At 43.7% G+C, this 13,133-nt stretch carries 15 protein-coding genes; 13 read left to right on the top strand and 2 right to left on the bottom strand.

Translation table 11 applies throughout. From position 1 onward, the window contains the following. The first annotated feature begins 12 nt into the window (after nucleotides 1-12). The 6 genes from B5D55_RS02780 to B5D55_RS02755 all read left to right on the top strand — a co-directional run bounded on the left by B5D55_RS02780 (nucleotide 13) and on the right by B5D55_RS02755 (nucleotide 4,915). Complete coding sequence (locus tag B5D55_RS02780) at nucleotides 13-864, top strand: SUMF1/EgtB/PvdO family nonheme iron enzyme (protein WP_143593160.1); 852 nt, start codon at nucleotides 13-15, stop codon at nucleotides 862-864. Continuing rightward, complete coding sequence (locus tag B5D55_RS02775) at nucleotides 747-1,295, top strand: SUMF1/EgtB/PvdO family nonheme iron enzyme (RefSeq protein ID WP_234975364.1); 549 nt, start codon at nucleotides 747-749, stop codon at nucleotides 1,293-1,295. Before B5D55_RS02780 ends, B5D55_RS02775 begins: the two co-directional genes overlap by 118 nt. 164 nt (nucleotides 1,296-1,459) lie before the next feature. Further along, complete coding sequence (locus B5D55_RS02770; protein WP_143593158.1) at nucleotides 1,460-1,939, top strand: hypothetical protein; 480 nt, start codon at nucleotides 1,460-1,462, stop codon at nucleotides 1,937-1,939. A gap of 182 nt (nucleotides 1,940-2,121) precedes the next feature. Then, nucleotides 2,122-3,000 carry a hypothetical protein gene (locus B5D55_RS02765; protein WP_078932467.1) on the top strand — a complete coding sequence of 293 codons (879 nt, stop codon included), beginning with the start codon at nucleotides 2,122-2,124 and terminating at the stop codon, nucleotides 2,998-3,000. 12 nt (nucleotides 3,001-3,012) lie between these two features. Further along, nucleotides 3,013-4,188 carry a DUF8086 family protein gene (locus B5D55_RS02760; protein WP_078932466.1) on the top strand — a complete coding sequence of 392 codons (1,176 nt, stop codon included), beginning with the start codon at nucleotides 3,013-3,015 and terminating at the stop codon, nucleotides 4,186-4,188. Nucleotide 4,189: 1 nt separating this feature from the next. Then, complete coding sequence (locus B5D55_RS02755) at nucleotides 4,190-4,915, top strand: hypothetical protein (RefSeq protein ID WP_078932465.1); 726 nt, start codon at nucleotides 4,190-4,192, stop codon at nucleotides 4,913-4,915. Between the two features lie 11 nt (nucleotides 4,916-4,926). On the opposite strand, the gene B5D55_RS02750 is transcribed toward B5D55_RS02755, so the two are convergent. Further along, the gene (locus tag B5D55_RS02750) at nucleotides 4,927-6,201 is read right to left on the bottom strand and encodes a YhjD/YihY/BrkB family envelope integrity protein (RefSeq protein ID WP_159446137.1); all 1,275 of its coding nucleotides are present in this window, start codon (nucleotides 6,199-6,201) and stop codon (nucleotides 4,927-4,929) included. A 147-nt stretch (nucleotides 6,202-6,348) separates the two neighbouring features. Beyond that, nucleotides 6,349-7,800, bottom strand: coding sequence for an asparagine--tRNA ligase (gene asnS / locus B5D55_RS02745; protein WP_078932463.1), 1,452 nt, complete (start codon nucleotides 7,798-7,800; stop codon nucleotides 6,349-6,351). A 294-nt stretch (nucleotides 7,801-8,094) separates the two neighbouring features. Between asnS and B5D55_RS02740 the strand changes: the two genes are divergently transcribed. The 7 genes from B5D55_RS02740 (at nucleotide 8,095) to yqeK (ending at nucleotide 13,102) form a co-directional block, all read left to right on the top strand. Continuing rightward, complete coding sequence (locus tag B5D55_RS02740; protein WP_078932504.1) at nucleotides 8,095-9,588, top strand: Do family serine endopeptidase; 1,494 nt, start codon at nucleotides 8,095-8,097, stop codon at nucleotides 9,586-9,588. Between the two features lie 225 nt (nucleotides 9,589-9,813). After that, the gene (gene rplU, locus B5D55_RS02735) at nucleotides 9,814-10,128 is read left to right on the top strand and encodes a 50S ribosomal protein L21 (protein WP_078932462.1); all 315 of its coding nucleotides are present in this window, start codon (nucleotides 9,814-9,816) and stop codon (nucleotides 10,126-10,128) included. Next, nucleotides 10,128-10,466 carry a ribosomal-processing cysteine protease Prp gene (locus tag B5D55_RS02730; RefSeq protein ID WP_078932461.1) on the top strand — a complete coding sequence of 113 codons (339 nt, stop codon included), beginning with the start codon at nucleotides 10,128-10,130 and terminating at the stop codon, nucleotides 10,464-10,466. The genes rplU and B5D55_RS02730 overlap by 1 nt, the downstream gene beginning before the upstream one ends. Before the next feature lie 15 nt (nucleotides 10,467-10,481). Beyond that, nucleotides 10,482-10,739: a 50S ribosomal protein L27 gene (gene rpmA / locus B5D55_RS02725; protein ID WP_078932460.1), complete on the top strand. Its 258-nt coding sequence runs from the start codon at nucleotides 10,482-10,484 to the stop codon at nucleotides 10,737-10,739. A gap of 77 nt (nucleotides 10,740-10,816) precedes the next feature. Beyond that, nucleotides 10,817-11,935 (top strand): GTPase ObgE, encoded by a 1,119-nt coding sequence (obgE, locus tag B5D55_RS02720; RefSeq protein WP_078932459.1) that lies wholly within the window; start codon nucleotides 10,817-10,819, stop codon nucleotides 11,933-11,935. Further along, nucleotides 11,932-12,609: a nicotinate (nicotinamide) nucleotide adenylyltransferase gene (nadD, locus tag B5D55_RS02715; RefSeq protein WP_078932458.1), complete on the top strand. Its 678-nt coding sequence runs from the start codon at nucleotides 11,932-11,934 to the stop codon at nucleotides 12,607-12,609. The genes obgE and nadD overlap by 4 nt, the downstream gene beginning before the upstream one ends. Continuing rightward, on the top strand, nucleotides 12,599-13,102 hold the full coding sequence (gene yqeK / locus B5D55_RS02710; protein WP_234975361.1) for a bis(5'-nucleosyl)-tetraphosphatase (symmetrical) YqeK: 504 nt from the start codon (nucleotides 12,599-12,601) through the stop codon (nucleotides 13,100-13,102). The genes nadD and yqeK overlap by 11 nt, the downstream gene beginning before the upstream one ends. The last annotated feature ends 31 nt before the right edge of the window (nucleotides 13,103-13,133 follow it).

Genomic DNA, 13,133 nt, shown 5'->3' with positions numbered 1-13,133 from the left:
AAGACATTGTTTATGAAAAAGATTTCATTCCTTTTTATTCCGCTTTTTCTGCTATGCATTCTGTCATGCAAAAATTTTTTATGGTCCGTAAATGATGAAAAAGGGGAGGTGTATGCCATTCCTGAGCGGATTCCTAAGGTTAAGGAAAAAACTGACTCATTACATTATGCAGACGGCAATAGTTTTTCTATTGATATGATTGAAATTCTTAATCCAGATTCAATAATTCTTGGCGAGAACGTAGAAAGCGTTATGAAAATTGCAGAAGTTCCGCCGTTCAGAATGGCGAAATTTGAACTCAGTTACAATATCTGGTACAAAGTGTATTCCTGGGCAACAAGCGAAGAACGCGGGGAAAAAGTCTATGCTTTTGAAAATCCCGGCTCAGAAGGAGCGTATTCTTCCGGTGGAGATAAAAATCCTCTGTACTTTTTTAATGAAGGCGGTTTTCCTAAAACAGAAGGAATGCCTGTAAACGGAGTAAGCTGGTGGGATGCTGTTGTATGGTGCAATGCGTTGAACGAAATGCTTGGACTTGAGCCGGTTTACTGCGCGGATGAACAGTATCAAGTTCCGCTGCGTAATGCGGTTTACGAAACAGGTGCCGAAGTTTCCGGATGTCCTCTTGCCTACAGCACAAAAGCTCGCGAAGTTGATATGACATCTCTTACAAAAGGAAATATTGATAATCCGTATGTAAATAAAAATTCACGCGGTTACCGTCTTCCGTACGATTACGAATGGGAATATGCCGCACGCAAATGCTCCGACGGGAGCTTTATTCCCGGAACAAAAACGCTCCCGGCGACAAATACGGTCCTTCCAAAACGCGAAGTTCAAAGCCGACCGTTATTGAACAGATAAAAGGCATTACGGAGGTGAAGCAGCCTTCCAAAGAAATAAACGCTTTCGGCTGGGGATTTAACAAACGCAAAGGCGGAACGAAGTTTGATTCAGACGCTTACGCTGCTTCCAATAGCGCCGGCCCGGAAAAGACTGCTGCAGGCTGGGATGATTCTTCTGCCCCTGACGGAATGACAGGCTATGTCTACAGGATGCACAGGCAGGGCGGAAAACAGCCGACGGAACTTGGATTTTATGACCTTGCCGGAAACGCGTATGAATGGGTGTTTGACTACGGTGCATCCTACGACTGGAAATACGATGTTTATACAAACCGCACCTTGCGTGGTCATACGTTTCAGTGGGATGTTTCATATTTTGAAAGTGCGTACAGATATATTGCTCCGCCTTACGTAAAATTAGGCGGACTCAGGCTTGCGCAGAACCTGTAGGCTGCTGCCGTTAGAAAATCAGCTGCTTTTGAAAAAGAAAGTTTTATGGGTTTGTTTTAACCCCCTTGCATAACCGGAGGATATTTTTATTCGTGCGGAGTAGGTTGATTTTTCTTTTTACGTTAATCGCCTTTTTGACCGGCGGGCGCATTTTTTCAGAAACAGTGCCGGAAGTACGTCACAATCCGTGGTCGCTTATAATTTACCGTCCTGAAAATTCAAGCGGAATGAACGAAATCCGCTGCTGGCTAAGGCTTATAGACGCAGAAACTGGCGAAGACGTAACGTACACTAAAATAAAGGCAAATTACTCCTGGATAAGCCGTCCCAAAGAGGGAAGTCCTTACCAGAAAACATATTATCTTTCCGGCGGAATGGCAATGCACCTTTTAATTCAGAGCGGAAAATACAAAATAAGTTTTTATACGCCGCCTGAAAGTCAGAACGGTTTTCCTGCTGCAGACGGAACAGAAAACGCACGGCAGTGGGAATCAAACGAATTTTTCTACGATACGAATAATCCTGCAAAAGTGATTTTTGTAAGTCCCACCGCAAACGAAAACGGCTTTTATAACGGCGGCTGGTATATTGACTATAAAGCTCCTCCGTACTATCAGTTTACAAAACCAAAGATGCAGTATTAGTGAAGTGCTGATTAACACCTGAAGCGATTACTAGGCACTTTTCAAAAAACATTTTGATTTTCAAGAGAATGAATGTGTGCTAAAAGTGACTTCAGCCGTTCCGTAACCGGTGTTTTTTTATCTTTTTTTGTTTTTTTTTGCAAAATTTGCCTTTTTTTCATAAAGAACACGATATATGTTATATGAAAAAGATATATTTTTTGTTTATGGCAGTAGCTTGTGCTTCAGTATTTTTTGATTCCTGCAGTACTGGCGAAGATACGGATGAAGTTTCGTTTTATTTTCCGCAGTATGAGGCGGCGGATTTTGCAGGCGGTGATTTTCCTTGCCTTACCGGCTGGAATGTAGTTTCCGTGTGCGGAGATGAACGCGTCCACAAAACTGTTCCGGCGCAGGAAAAAGCAGTTTCGTTTATTCTGGAAAGGAATGCTCCCTGCGCGGTACTTGCGTTTCCGCTAATTCTATGCGCTGGTAAAGAAACAGAATTTTTTAAGCCAGCCGGCTGCATCTACCCCGAACAGCGCAGTCTTTCCTTTCTGCATGGTTTTTCTGCGTCCGTACTTGATGAGTTTTATTCGCATGCGGTTTTGTCCAGCACTTCTTCAGAAAAAGCCGTTTCTTATGCCCGGCGCTTCAACTGGAAAAAGTTTATTTCCGTCATCGAACAGAAAAATGATTTACCCTCCCCGGAACTTTTGTATAATGCGTGGCTTCTGGAAAAAAGTACCGTTCTTGAAGGAATTGCCGCCGGTTCGTTCAGCGCAACGTATCTTGGAATGAAAAACGTCCGCGCCGTTTCTGAGGCGGAAATCCGCACTGCGATTGAGAAAAAAAGCCTTATTCTTGAAAAGAATTTTAACGTTCCGTCTGGCGCGGATTTTGCGCTTTTTTCGAAATACTTTCCGTTCAATATTACCGGTAATGAAAAATCGTTTACCGTAAAGTACGGCGTTCAAGAGGAATTTCTGTGCGTGTTCTCCGGCATTCAGACTGTCCGTGCTTTTATTTCTGTTTCAAAAGACGGAAAAATTACGCTTGCCTTAAATTCCATACCGATATAAACTTAAAAAACAATGAGAAGTCTATTTTGCCGTCATTCTGTTTTTTTTATTGCCTTTTTTATTTTTCTTGCCGCGTCCTGCTCTAAAAAAAATGAGCTTCCTCCGCAGAAAATTCCGGTGCAGGCGCAGACGTTCAGCTGGTATGCGTTTACGCAGAACTCTTTTGAAAAAATCGCAAAACTTTCAGACGCGCCTGTCGTTCCTGCAAAACCATGGACGGAGGCGGTTCGCATTTCTTCAATTTCGTGTGCGGCATCTGCGGACAAGGCAGACGGTATTCCGGAAGGCTATGCGGTGGTGAACCGGTGCGGAATTCTTGTTTTTAAGGGTGATTCTGTTGAACTCTGTTCTGATTCTGCGCTTTTTTCGGGAAAAACGGCAGGAAATCTCGTGTTTTTTTCGGACATTCCGTTTTTTTCCGTTTACAGAAGCACTTTTTTTAATGATGCAGACGGAAAGAAAACGCAGGACTTTACGCCTTTTTTAATTCAGTTTACCCCTGACCAGCGCATTTTCTATCCTGTTGTTACGGTGCAGAATCTTGGTTTTGATTCGCGCTATGAAATTACAGATTTTATCTGGGACGGAACTGTATGGACATGCAGCGCAAAGGCTTCCGAAAATGAAAAGACTGTTTTTTCATACTGTACTTTTCAGCCTAAAGAGCCGCTGTATGCCATTACGCCGGAAAATGCCGGTTCGTCCCTTCTTGTTGCGGAATCTTCCGCAGTAAAGTTTCGCGGCGCGCAGGAAACGCTTGATTTTTCAAATGCGCCTGCCAGAATCAAAGAACTTCTTGGTTCGCTCCCGGAAACTGCTGATTTTTCGCTTTCGTGCTATACGGCAGGCGGTCATTCTCCGCGCGTTTTTGTTTCTGCGCATAATAAAAAATCTTCTGCTTCCCAGCTGCTTGCAAATGCGCTGCTTTCCGAAAACTGGTGCGGCGTTCTTTTTGAGGACGGAACTTTTTTCCTGAAAGGTGCGCTTTTTTCACGTCCTGTTATGAACGGCGGAAAACCCGTCGCCTTAAAACTTCCAAAACTCCTTGCCGGATATGTTTATTCAGGCTTTACCGTTTCCGGCTCGTCTTTGTATGCGGCGTGGGAAGAAACGTCATTCTTTAAGACTGGCAGAAGCGGTTTTATATGCGTTGATTTAGATGCCGTTTTGTACAAGGTGGAAAAATAATATGAAAAAACTGGTTTGCCTTGCTTTTGCAGTTCTGTTCTGTGTTTCTGCTTTTTATGCTCAGGAGGGGACTTCTGAACCTGTGGACTCGGAAACGTCTGTTGTGTATGCAGAAGACGTTATAGAAGAAAAGACAAGTCATTCCCTTGACTGGATTTTGTCTTTTGCGCCAGCATTTCTTCTGAATACAGGTGATGTGAAAAAAACTGCGCCGTCTCCGGTTGTCTATCCATTTTCGCTGGGCGTTGTTTTTCCTGCAGAAACATTTGTTTCATTTCAGCCGCGGCTTTCGATTTTTACGAATTATTTTTTATGGTATGACGGTGATGCATATCCTGCAGAAATTGAGAACCGTACTGCTACGGCATTCTGCTTTTTGCTTGATTTTCCGGCTGTTTTTAGGTACGAGCCGTCCGCGCGTCATCTTCTTGAGGGCGGCGCAGGTGTTTCATTTTTATGCCGTTTCGCAAAAATTTCAAACGGTGTTTCCGGCTCTGATGAGGGGTATTCCGGTTCTGCCTCCGGCGATGTAGACGAAATAAACAAATGGTTCTGGAAAGACGCTAACTTTTTGTTTTTTATGCTGTCCGCCTCTTACCTTTTTACGTTTTCAGGGAAAATAAAAGCCGGTCCTGAATTCCGCTGTTATTTTCCGTGCGGCTCTCTTTTTAACGGCAACGGTATGAATAACGCAATGTTTGCCGCCGGCGTAAAGCTCCGCTTCTGATTGCGCTTGAGCTATATGTTAAGGCTTTTGAAATGCAGCGAAAGTTTTGACATTGCTTTTGCCGCTGCTTCAGGAGTTTTTTCCATTAATTCGGAAAATTCTTCATCGCTTATTCTAAGAATGGTGCAGTTTGTTACTGCCGTAGCCTGCCCCTGCCTCGGAATATCCAGCAGATATTCAAATTCACCGAAAAATGCACCCTTGGCATAAACAGTCTTTGTGCTGTTGCGTTCTTCGCATATCGAACCGTCTGCAACGTAGTATACGCATTCTGCCCTGTCTTTTTCCGTGTAGATGCTGTCGCCGCATTTGTAGAAAAACGTATTTTCCCTGCTCATAATTGCTGACGGAGTTATAAAAAGCAGCCTGCGCGCAGAATCTTTTATGCTCAGGTTTTCATCGTGGTGCGGAAGCAGGTAGAGTTCGCTCAAAAGCATCGGGTGCATAAACTGAACGGTGTATATTCCCTGCGCAAAGAACATAAAAAGTGAAAAGAAAACGTATACTTCAAGAAGAAGAATTATGAAATTGCTTAAAACTCCGTAAATCGTGTTGTATTTTGCTTTGTTCAGAAAAATCGAAAGAATGAGGATGCTTATGTAAAAACTCAGCGTACATAGTCCTGAACAGATGACGCACACTTTTGTCTGAGGTTTTGTTCCTGTTGCAAATTTATATGCCGCGGAAGTAAAAATAAAAAGAATGAAATAGAGCGCAAGGTTTACTACTGTATTTGAAAGTGAACTGAAAAGAATAGGCAGGCGTTCCGCAACAGAGTTGAATACGGGCAGCGAAAAAATCTGCCGCGTTATGAATGCGCTTAAAAAAACTATTGTGCAGATTATGATGATGAGGAGTTCTCCTGCAAAAGTGAGTAGCTGCTTTATTACAGGTCGGGGCGGTGCGGCAGTTTTAAATATTCTTGTAAGTCCCTGAATAATGGAAAGAAAAAGTTTTCTTGCCATCCAGACAATAAAGACTGCAAGAATGAAATTCACCCAGGAAAATGAAATTCCGCTTCCGATATTGTGAATGATTTTGTCAATGTTGAAAACATCCGTGTATTTTGAAACGGTATTTGAAATCAGGTCGATGATTGACGGTGATGCGTGAAGAATTCCTATGAAAATCGTAAGAATCATCATTAAAATCGGGATAAAAGAAAAAATAAAGCCGAATGTACAGGCGGATGCCGATGCATCAAGATTGTTCTGAAAATAATAACTGACTGTAAGGTAAATAAACTGGCACAGTTTTATAAATCCGGCTTTTGTTTTTTTATCCATGAAAATCCTTTTTAAAATACTGCCGGACATAACGCCTTTTTACAGGCGGTTTGTCCGGTTTTTGATTTAGGGTTTTAAACAAACCTTAAAAACGGCTGAGTCAAGGTTCTGAGCGATAGCGTGCCATGACCAGACGTATTTGCCCTTCTAGAAATCTGCGAGTTTTGGTGCACGCGGGTACGGGATTACGTCGCGGATATTTTCCATTCCTGTTACGTAGCGGATAAGGCGCTCAAATCCCAGACCGAATCCTGCGTGCGGAACAGTACCGAAACGTCTCAGGTCAAGATACCATTCGTAGTTCGACATATCCATATTCCGTTCCTTGCATGCCGCAAGCAGCTTGTCGTAGTTTTCTTCACGCTCTGAACCGCCGATGATTTCTCCTATTCCTGGAACAAGAACGTCTACAGCCCTTACTGTTTTTCCGTCTTCGTTCAGTTTCATATAGAACGACTTGATTTCTTTAGGGTAGTTGTAGACCATTACCGGACACTTGAAAATCTGCTCCGTAAGGTAGCGTTCGTGTTCCGTTGCAATGTCACATCCCCAGTATGGCTTGAATTCAAATTTGTCTGCGTGTTTTTCAAGTTCAGCGATTGCATCCGTGTAAGAAATCCGCTTGAACTTTGAGTTTACTACGTGTTCCAGCATTTCAATCAGTCCTGGCTGAATTCTCTTGTTGAAGAATTCAAGGTCTTCGCGACATTTTGTGAGTGCCCAGTTCAGAAGATACTTGATGAATTCTTCCTGAATGTCCATATCGTCTTCAAGGGTGAAGAACGCCATCTCCGGCTCAATCATCCAGAATTCGGCAAGATGGCGCGGTGTGTTTGAATTTTCTGCGCGGAACGTAGGCCCGAACGTATAGACGCGGCTCAGTGCAGTTGCAAGCGTTTCAGCCTCAAGCTGACCTGATACTGTGAGGTTTGCTTTTTTTCCGAAGAAATCTTTTGAATAGTCTACGATTTTGTGAGCATCCTTAATTTTCATTCCGCCGAGACCGGCTTTTACGCCCATTTCAGCGATTTTTTCCATAGAAAGCGTCGTAACCTGGAACATTTCGCCCGCGCCCTCACAGTCAGAGCAGGTGATTTCCGGCGCATTTATATACTGAAATCCTCGCTCCTGAAAGAACGAATGGACTGCAAATGCCATCTGGTTTCGCATACGGTATACTGCGCCGAACGTATTTGTGCGGGCGCGAAGATGTGCGTTTTCGCGTAAGTATTCCATTGACATTTTATTTTTCTGCAGCGGATATTCTTCCGGCGGGCATACTCCAAGACAGGTTAATTTTTCAAGAGTTACTTCAACTGCCTGTCCAGAAGCCGGTGACGGTACGAGAAGTCCCTCCGCGCGTATGGAAGCGCCTGTGTTCAGCTTTTTAAGTTCGGCTTCGATAGAGTCTGTATTTGCATTATCAGATGGATTATTGCGGTCAAAGGTAAGCTGGATATTTGCAAAGCAGCTTCCGTCATTAACCTGTATGAAAACAAGGTTTTTAGAATCCCGGACTGTGCGCACCCAGCCGCATACTGTAATGTTCTTTCCGTCCGGCTCTGAAACAAGGATGTCTTTAATAAGTGTAGGAACCATACATTTTCTCCATCTGATATAATAGATATTATAGAATAATAATGAGTCATTTTAATTACTTGCGCGATATTCATCAATACTATTCATATTTTCTTTATGTTTTTGTGCTTTTTTGTAACAATTCTGCATAATTTTTATTATTATTATAAAAAGCAGATTTTTACACCGCTTCTTTTTGTGCTGGGCGGCATTGCGTTTGCTTTAATACGACGGCGTCAGTTTTTTAGTGAAAAGCATCGTATGAAAAGATTTGCCGGCAGCTCTAAATTATTTATGTCATATGGAGGCATTTTTATGAAAACGTGGACAAAGCGTTTGTTGTGCATTTCTGGTGCGGCTGTATTTTCTTTTGCGTGCATTTCTTTTTCATGTGCAAAAACATCAGTAAAAGGAAATGCCGGTACAGTCTATGCAGAGTCAGGGAGTTCCATTGTTCCTGAAAGCAGCCTGAAAATAATCGAAGCTTTGCAGGATTCTTTCCGGGCAATCAGTAACGGCGTACTTCCGTCTGTTGTTGAGGTTGACGTAACGGAAACAAAAACTGTTACGACCGTAGATCCTTTTGAAGATTTCAGAAAATTTTTCTTTGGAAATCCAGGAGCGCAGAACGGAGATGATGATGGATCTTCCCGAAAGCGTAAGTATGAATCAAAAGGACTTGGTTCCGGTGTAATTGTCCGCCGCACAGGAGATGTGCTTTACGTACTTACGAATAATCACGTTGCTGGCGAAGCTACCAAAATTACCGTAAAACTTAATGACGGTCGTGAATTTGATGCAAAGCTTGTAGGCGCGGATTCCAGAATGGACATTGCGCTTGTGTCTTTTGAGTCAAAGGATTCTTCAATTCCTGTTGCAATTCTCGGTGATTCCGACAAAGTTCAGGCTGGAGACATCTGCTTTGCAATGGGCGCTCCGCTGGGATTCAGTCAGTCTGTAACGCAGGGAATTGTAAGTGCAAAAGGACGTTCCGGCAGCGGAATCGGTAATATCAATGACTTCATCCAGACGGATGCCGCAATCAATCAGGGAAATTCAGGCGGTCCGCTTGTAAACATCTACGGCGAAGTCATCGGAATAAACACCTGGATTGCAAGCCAGTCCGGCGGTTCACAGGGACTTGGATTTTCAATTCCGATAAATAACGTAAAAGGCGCAATTGATTCCTTTATTTCAAACGGAAAGGTTGTTTACGGCTGGCTCGGCGTTTCGCTGCTCCAGACAAACGATGAATATAAAGAGGCACTCGGCGTAAAGGGAATGAACGGTGCGCTTGCAACGCAGGTTTATATCGGTTCTCCGGCGCAGAAGGCAGGTATGAAGCCTGGTGATTATATTACGAGTGTTGACGGACACAGCGTAAAGGACGTTGAGCAGGTTCAGCGTGAAGTAGGACGCATTGAGGCTGGAAAAGTCGTTCCGTTTACGGTTGTCCGTAACGGTGCAAAAATGGAACTTTCCGTAAAAATCGAAGAACGTTCTGAAAAAGTTTCTTCTGACAGCGGAAAACTGTGGCCTGGCTTTATTGCTTCTCCTGTAACGGATGACGTAAGAAAAGAGCTTGAACTTGACGACAAAGTTAATGGCGTTGTAGTAACGAACGTTATGCAGAAAACGCCTGCGGCTTCCCTCCGTCTTCAGAACGGCGATGTTGTTACGGCTGTAAACGGAAAGAGTGTAAAAAATCTTCAGGAATTCTATGCTGAACTTGGAAAGGCTGATAAATCCGTAAACTTTGACATCTACAGTAACGGCGGAACTATAACGACGGGAACGTATAAGTTCTAGCGCTTGCAGGATGTGTAATTAAGGAAAAGGGCGGCTCTTGCTGTCCTTTTCCTTTTTTATGCCAGAATTTTATCAGGCAGACGGACAGATTGTTTCTGTTTCTATTGACTTGAAATAGTAATTTCTGTTATTATTCATACTACAATTATGGCGAAAATGCTGCTGTATCCCCCCGTTAATTACCGCAGTTATTTGCATATAAGATTTTAATTATTGAGGTGTTTTATGTACGCACTTGTTGAATATAAGGGCAAACAGTATAAGGCAGAGAAAGGTGCAGTTCTTTCTGTAGACAAGCTTGATGCCGAAAAAGGCGCAAAAATTGATGTTGATACGGTTCTTCTTGTAAGTGACGGCGATAAGATTTCTGTTGGTGCTCCATACGTAAAGGGCGCAAAAGTTCAGATTGTTGTAGAAGATTCTTTCCGTGACAAAAAAGTTCTTGTTTTCAAGTATAAATCAAAGAAAGACTATCACCGCTTGATCGGACACAGACAGAATTATACAAACGTACGTGTTGAAGATATTGTTATTGCATAATGATTTCTGTGCGTATTGAGCGCAATAAAGAAGGCGTGCTGCTTGGCTGTAAGGCGGAAGGACACGCCGGATATGCTGCCAGGGGTTCTGACATTGTATGCAGTGCAGTTTCCGTTTTGCTGCGGACTGTCCTGCAGGTTGCAGAATTGACGGACGGCGTATCAGTAAAATCTGATGCCGGAAAAAGAGGCTTTCTGGATTTTACGATACAGATAAATGAGCCTGGCTCTGAACCGGAGAAAAGGCTTGTGTATGCCGGAGATTTTTTAGAAACAGGCTTGAAATCTGTTGCAGAAGAATATCCGGGATATGTAGAACTTCTGAAAAAAACTGTTTGAATAGGAGTAAATATCATGGGAAGAACAAGAGGCGGAAGCGGTGCGAAAAACGGCCGTGATTCAAATCCGAAAAACTTGGGCGTAAAAAAATATGGCGGAGAAAAAGTAACTGCGGGTTCAATTCTTGTAAAACAGCGCGGTACGAAATTCCACCCTGGTGATAATGTTAAGAGAGCTGGTGATGACAGCTTGTTTGCAACTGCTGACGGTACTGTTGTCTATCATGAGCGTATGAACAGAAAATTCATTTCTGTTACACCTGTTAAGGCATAATCAGTTTTTATTTTCTGAATATGTTTGATTACCCGGTTCGGATTTTCCTGCCGGGTATTTTTTTTGTGAGGTGAAGTATGATTCAATTTGCTGATGAAGCCGTTATTGAGGTTCATTCTGGGAAGGGCGGAAACGGCTGTATCGCTTTTCGCCGTGAAAAATATATTCCGCACGGCGGACCAAACGGCGGTGACGGCGGAAAGGGCGGAGACGTTATTTTCTGCCTGAAGAAAAATATGCGTACGCTTTCAAAATTGCGTCATCACCGTATTTTTAAGGCGAAGAACGGCGGTGACGGTCAGGGATGGAACAGGTTTGGCAAGGACGGCGAAGATGTCGTTATTCCTGTTCCGCCGGGAACTACTATCCGCGATTATGAAACAAACGAACTTATCCACGATTTTACGACTGAATCTGAAAAACAGCAGTTTCTATTCCTTGAAGGAGGAAAAGGCGGCTGGGGAAACGTTCATTTTAAGTCGTCAACAAATCAGGCGCCGCGCTATGCTCACGCTGGAAAACCCGGCGAAGTGCGTAAGCTTAAGCTTGAACTTAGCATTATGGCGGACGTAGGACTTGTCGGTTTTCCGAATGCCGGCAAATCTTCCCTGCTTACGGCTTTTACAAACGCCCGCCCGAAGATTGCGCCGTATCCGTTTACTACAAAAATCCCTAATCTCGGCGTGCTTCGTGTTGATGATGAGCAGGATATTATCATTGCCGATATTCCTGGAATTATTGAAGGTGCATCGGAAGGTCTGGGACTTGGTTTTGACTTTTTAAAGCATATTTCGCGCACGGCGTGCCTTCTTTTTATGATTGACTGTTCTGACGAAAACTGCCGCACTGCCTACAAAACGCTCTGCGGAGAGCTTGAAAATTATTCTTCTGCTCTTATGAAAAAGCCGCGCATCGTCCTCTGCAACAAGATTGACGTGGAGGGAGCAGAGGAAAATGCTGCTTCTGTTATAGAGGCTGTTCATTCGGAAGAGCCGGATACGATTGTAATTCCTGTGTCCGTTATGAACAGTACCGGTATGGGAAACGCAAGGAACGCGATAATTCAGCTTGTAAATCAGCTGGACGGCGGAGCGGCAGTCGGACAGAAAGCTGTTCTGCAGGAAGAATCTGATTTTATGAAAACGCGTTCCGTAGATGAGGATATGGAAATTCAGTATCCGGGCAGCGAAAAATGAGGATTGCCGTTCTTGGCGGAACTTTTAATCCGCTCCACATCGGACACTGTATGCTTGCGGAAACTGTAGTAAAGGAGCTGCATTACGATAAAGTGCTTTTCGTTCCTTCTTTTATTCCTCCGCACAAGCAGATGAACGGAACTGTTCTTCCCTGCCAGCGTTTTGAGATGGTGGATGCGTTCTGCAAAAGTGTTTCGGGCGGCGGAGATACTGTTTTTTCTGCCGATGACAGCGAGTTGCGGCGTGAAGGCGTTTCCTACACTTACGATACGGTTCTTTCCGTTATTGAAAAGTACGGCAGCATGCTTACCGGAAAACCTGCGCTTGTTATGGGGCAGGAATCTGCGGAGCAGTTTTATAAATGGCATCGTGCAGATGAAATTGCGCGCTTAACTGATCTTGTAATTGCACGCCGCCATCCTGACAATAACGGCGTTGACGTAAGCCGTTTTGAAAACCGTCCTGTCGGTTTGTATACCGTAGATTTTTATGAAGGGTCTTTAAAGCTGTTTTCCTATCCTCATATTATGCTTGATAATCCGCTGCTTCATGTTTCGTCAACGGAGATACGAAGCCGCATTGCTACGGGAAAGGCGTTCCGTTACCTTGTTCCAGAAGCCGTTTTTCAGTATATTAAAGAACATAAGCTGTATGGAATGAAAGATGAGCAGTAGTGTGTCTGATATTGATTTGCTGACGGAAAAAGTTCGCCGGTACGTTAAGAAGTCTGTGTCTGAAAAAAGGTACAGTCATTCTGTAAGAACGGCAGAAATGTGCCGGAAATTGTGCGCATTGTACGGACTTGATGAGAAAACCGGCTATTTTGCAGGAATAAGCCACGATATGTGCAAGAATTTTAAGCCTGAACAGCTTTTAAGCCTTGCGCAGGAAGACGGAGCAGATGTTTCGGAACTGGAACGGAAAAAGCCGTCTTTGCTTCACGGAAGGGCTGCTGCCGTTTTGCTTAAGAATGATTTTGGCGTAACAGATTCTTCTGTCCTTGAGGCAGTTGCAAATCATACGTTCGGAAAGACGGGGATGTGCAGTCTGGCAAAAGTTCTGTATGCCGCAGATAAAATCGAGCCGGGTAGGGAACACGTTACGGAAGATTACCTTGCGAGGCTTCTTGCGCTTTCTCTGGACGGACTTGTGAAGGCTGTTCTTTAAGAAAACATTGATTATTTAAGAAAAAAAGGAA

This window comes from Treponema porcinum (assembly GCF_900167145.1).
GTDB lineage: Bacteria > Spirochaetota > Spirochaetia > Treponematales > Treponemataceae > Treponema_D > Treponema_D porcinum.
This window is presented reverse-complemented; position numbering and strand designations above follow the sequence as displayed.

What these genes read in the sequence shown, in the direction of transcription:
- B5D55_RS02780 (WP_143593160.1), top strand. Translation starts at nt 13, where the DNA reads ATGAAAAAGATTTCATTCCTTTTTATTCCGCTTTTTCTGCTATGCATT.
- B5D55_RS02765 (WP_078932467.1), top strand. Translation starts at nt 2,122, where the DNA reads ATGAAAAAGATATATTTTTTGTTTATGGCAGTAGCTTGTGCTTCAGTA.
- B5D55_RS02760 (WP_078932466.1), top strand. Translation starts at nt 3,013, where the DNA reads ATGAGAAGTCTATTTTGCCGTCATTCTGTTTTTTTTATTGCCTTTTTT.
- B5D55_RS02755 (WP_078932465.1), top strand. Translation starts at nt 4,190, where the DNA reads ATGAAAAAACTGGTTTGCCTTGCTTTTGCAGTTCTGTTCTGTGTTTCT.
- B5D55_RS02750 (WP_159446137.1), bottom strand. Translation starts at nt 6,201, where the DNA reads ATGGATAAAAAAACAAAAGCCGGATTTATAAAACTGTGCCAGTTTATT.
- asnS (WP_078932463.1), bottom strand. Translation starts at nt 7,800, where the DNA reads ATGGTTCCTACACTTATTAAAGACATCCTTGTTTCAGAGCCGGACGGA.
- B5D55_RS02740 (WP_078932504.1), top strand. Translation starts at nt 8,095, where the DNA reads ATGAAAACGTGGACAAAGCGTTTGTTGTGCATTTCTGGTGCGGCTGTA.
- rplU (WP_078932462.1), top strand. Translation starts at nt 9,814, where the DNA reads ATGTACGCACTTGTTGAATATAAGGGCAAACAGTATAAGGCAGAGAAA.
- B5D55_RS02730 (WP_078932461.1), top strand. Translation starts at nt 10,128, where the DNA reads ATGATTTCTGTGCGTATTGAGCGCAATAAAGAAGGCGTGCTGCTTGGC.
- rpmA (WP_078932460.1), top strand. Translation starts at nt 10,482, where the DNA reads ATGGGAAGAACAAGAGGCGGAAGCGGTGCGAAAAACGGCCGTGATTCA.
- obgE (WP_078932459.1), top strand. Translation starts at nt 10,817, where the DNA reads ATGATTCAATTTGCTGATGAAGCCGTTATTGAGGTTCATTCTGGGAAG.
- nadD (WP_078932458.1), top strand. Translation starts at nt 11,932, where the DNA reads ATGAGGATTGCCGTTCTTGGCGGAACTTTTAATCCGCTCCACATCGGA.
- yqeK (WP_234975361.1), top strand. Translation starts at nt 12,599, where the DNA reads ATGAGCAGTAGTGTGTCTGATATTGATTTGCTGACGGAAAAAGTTCGC.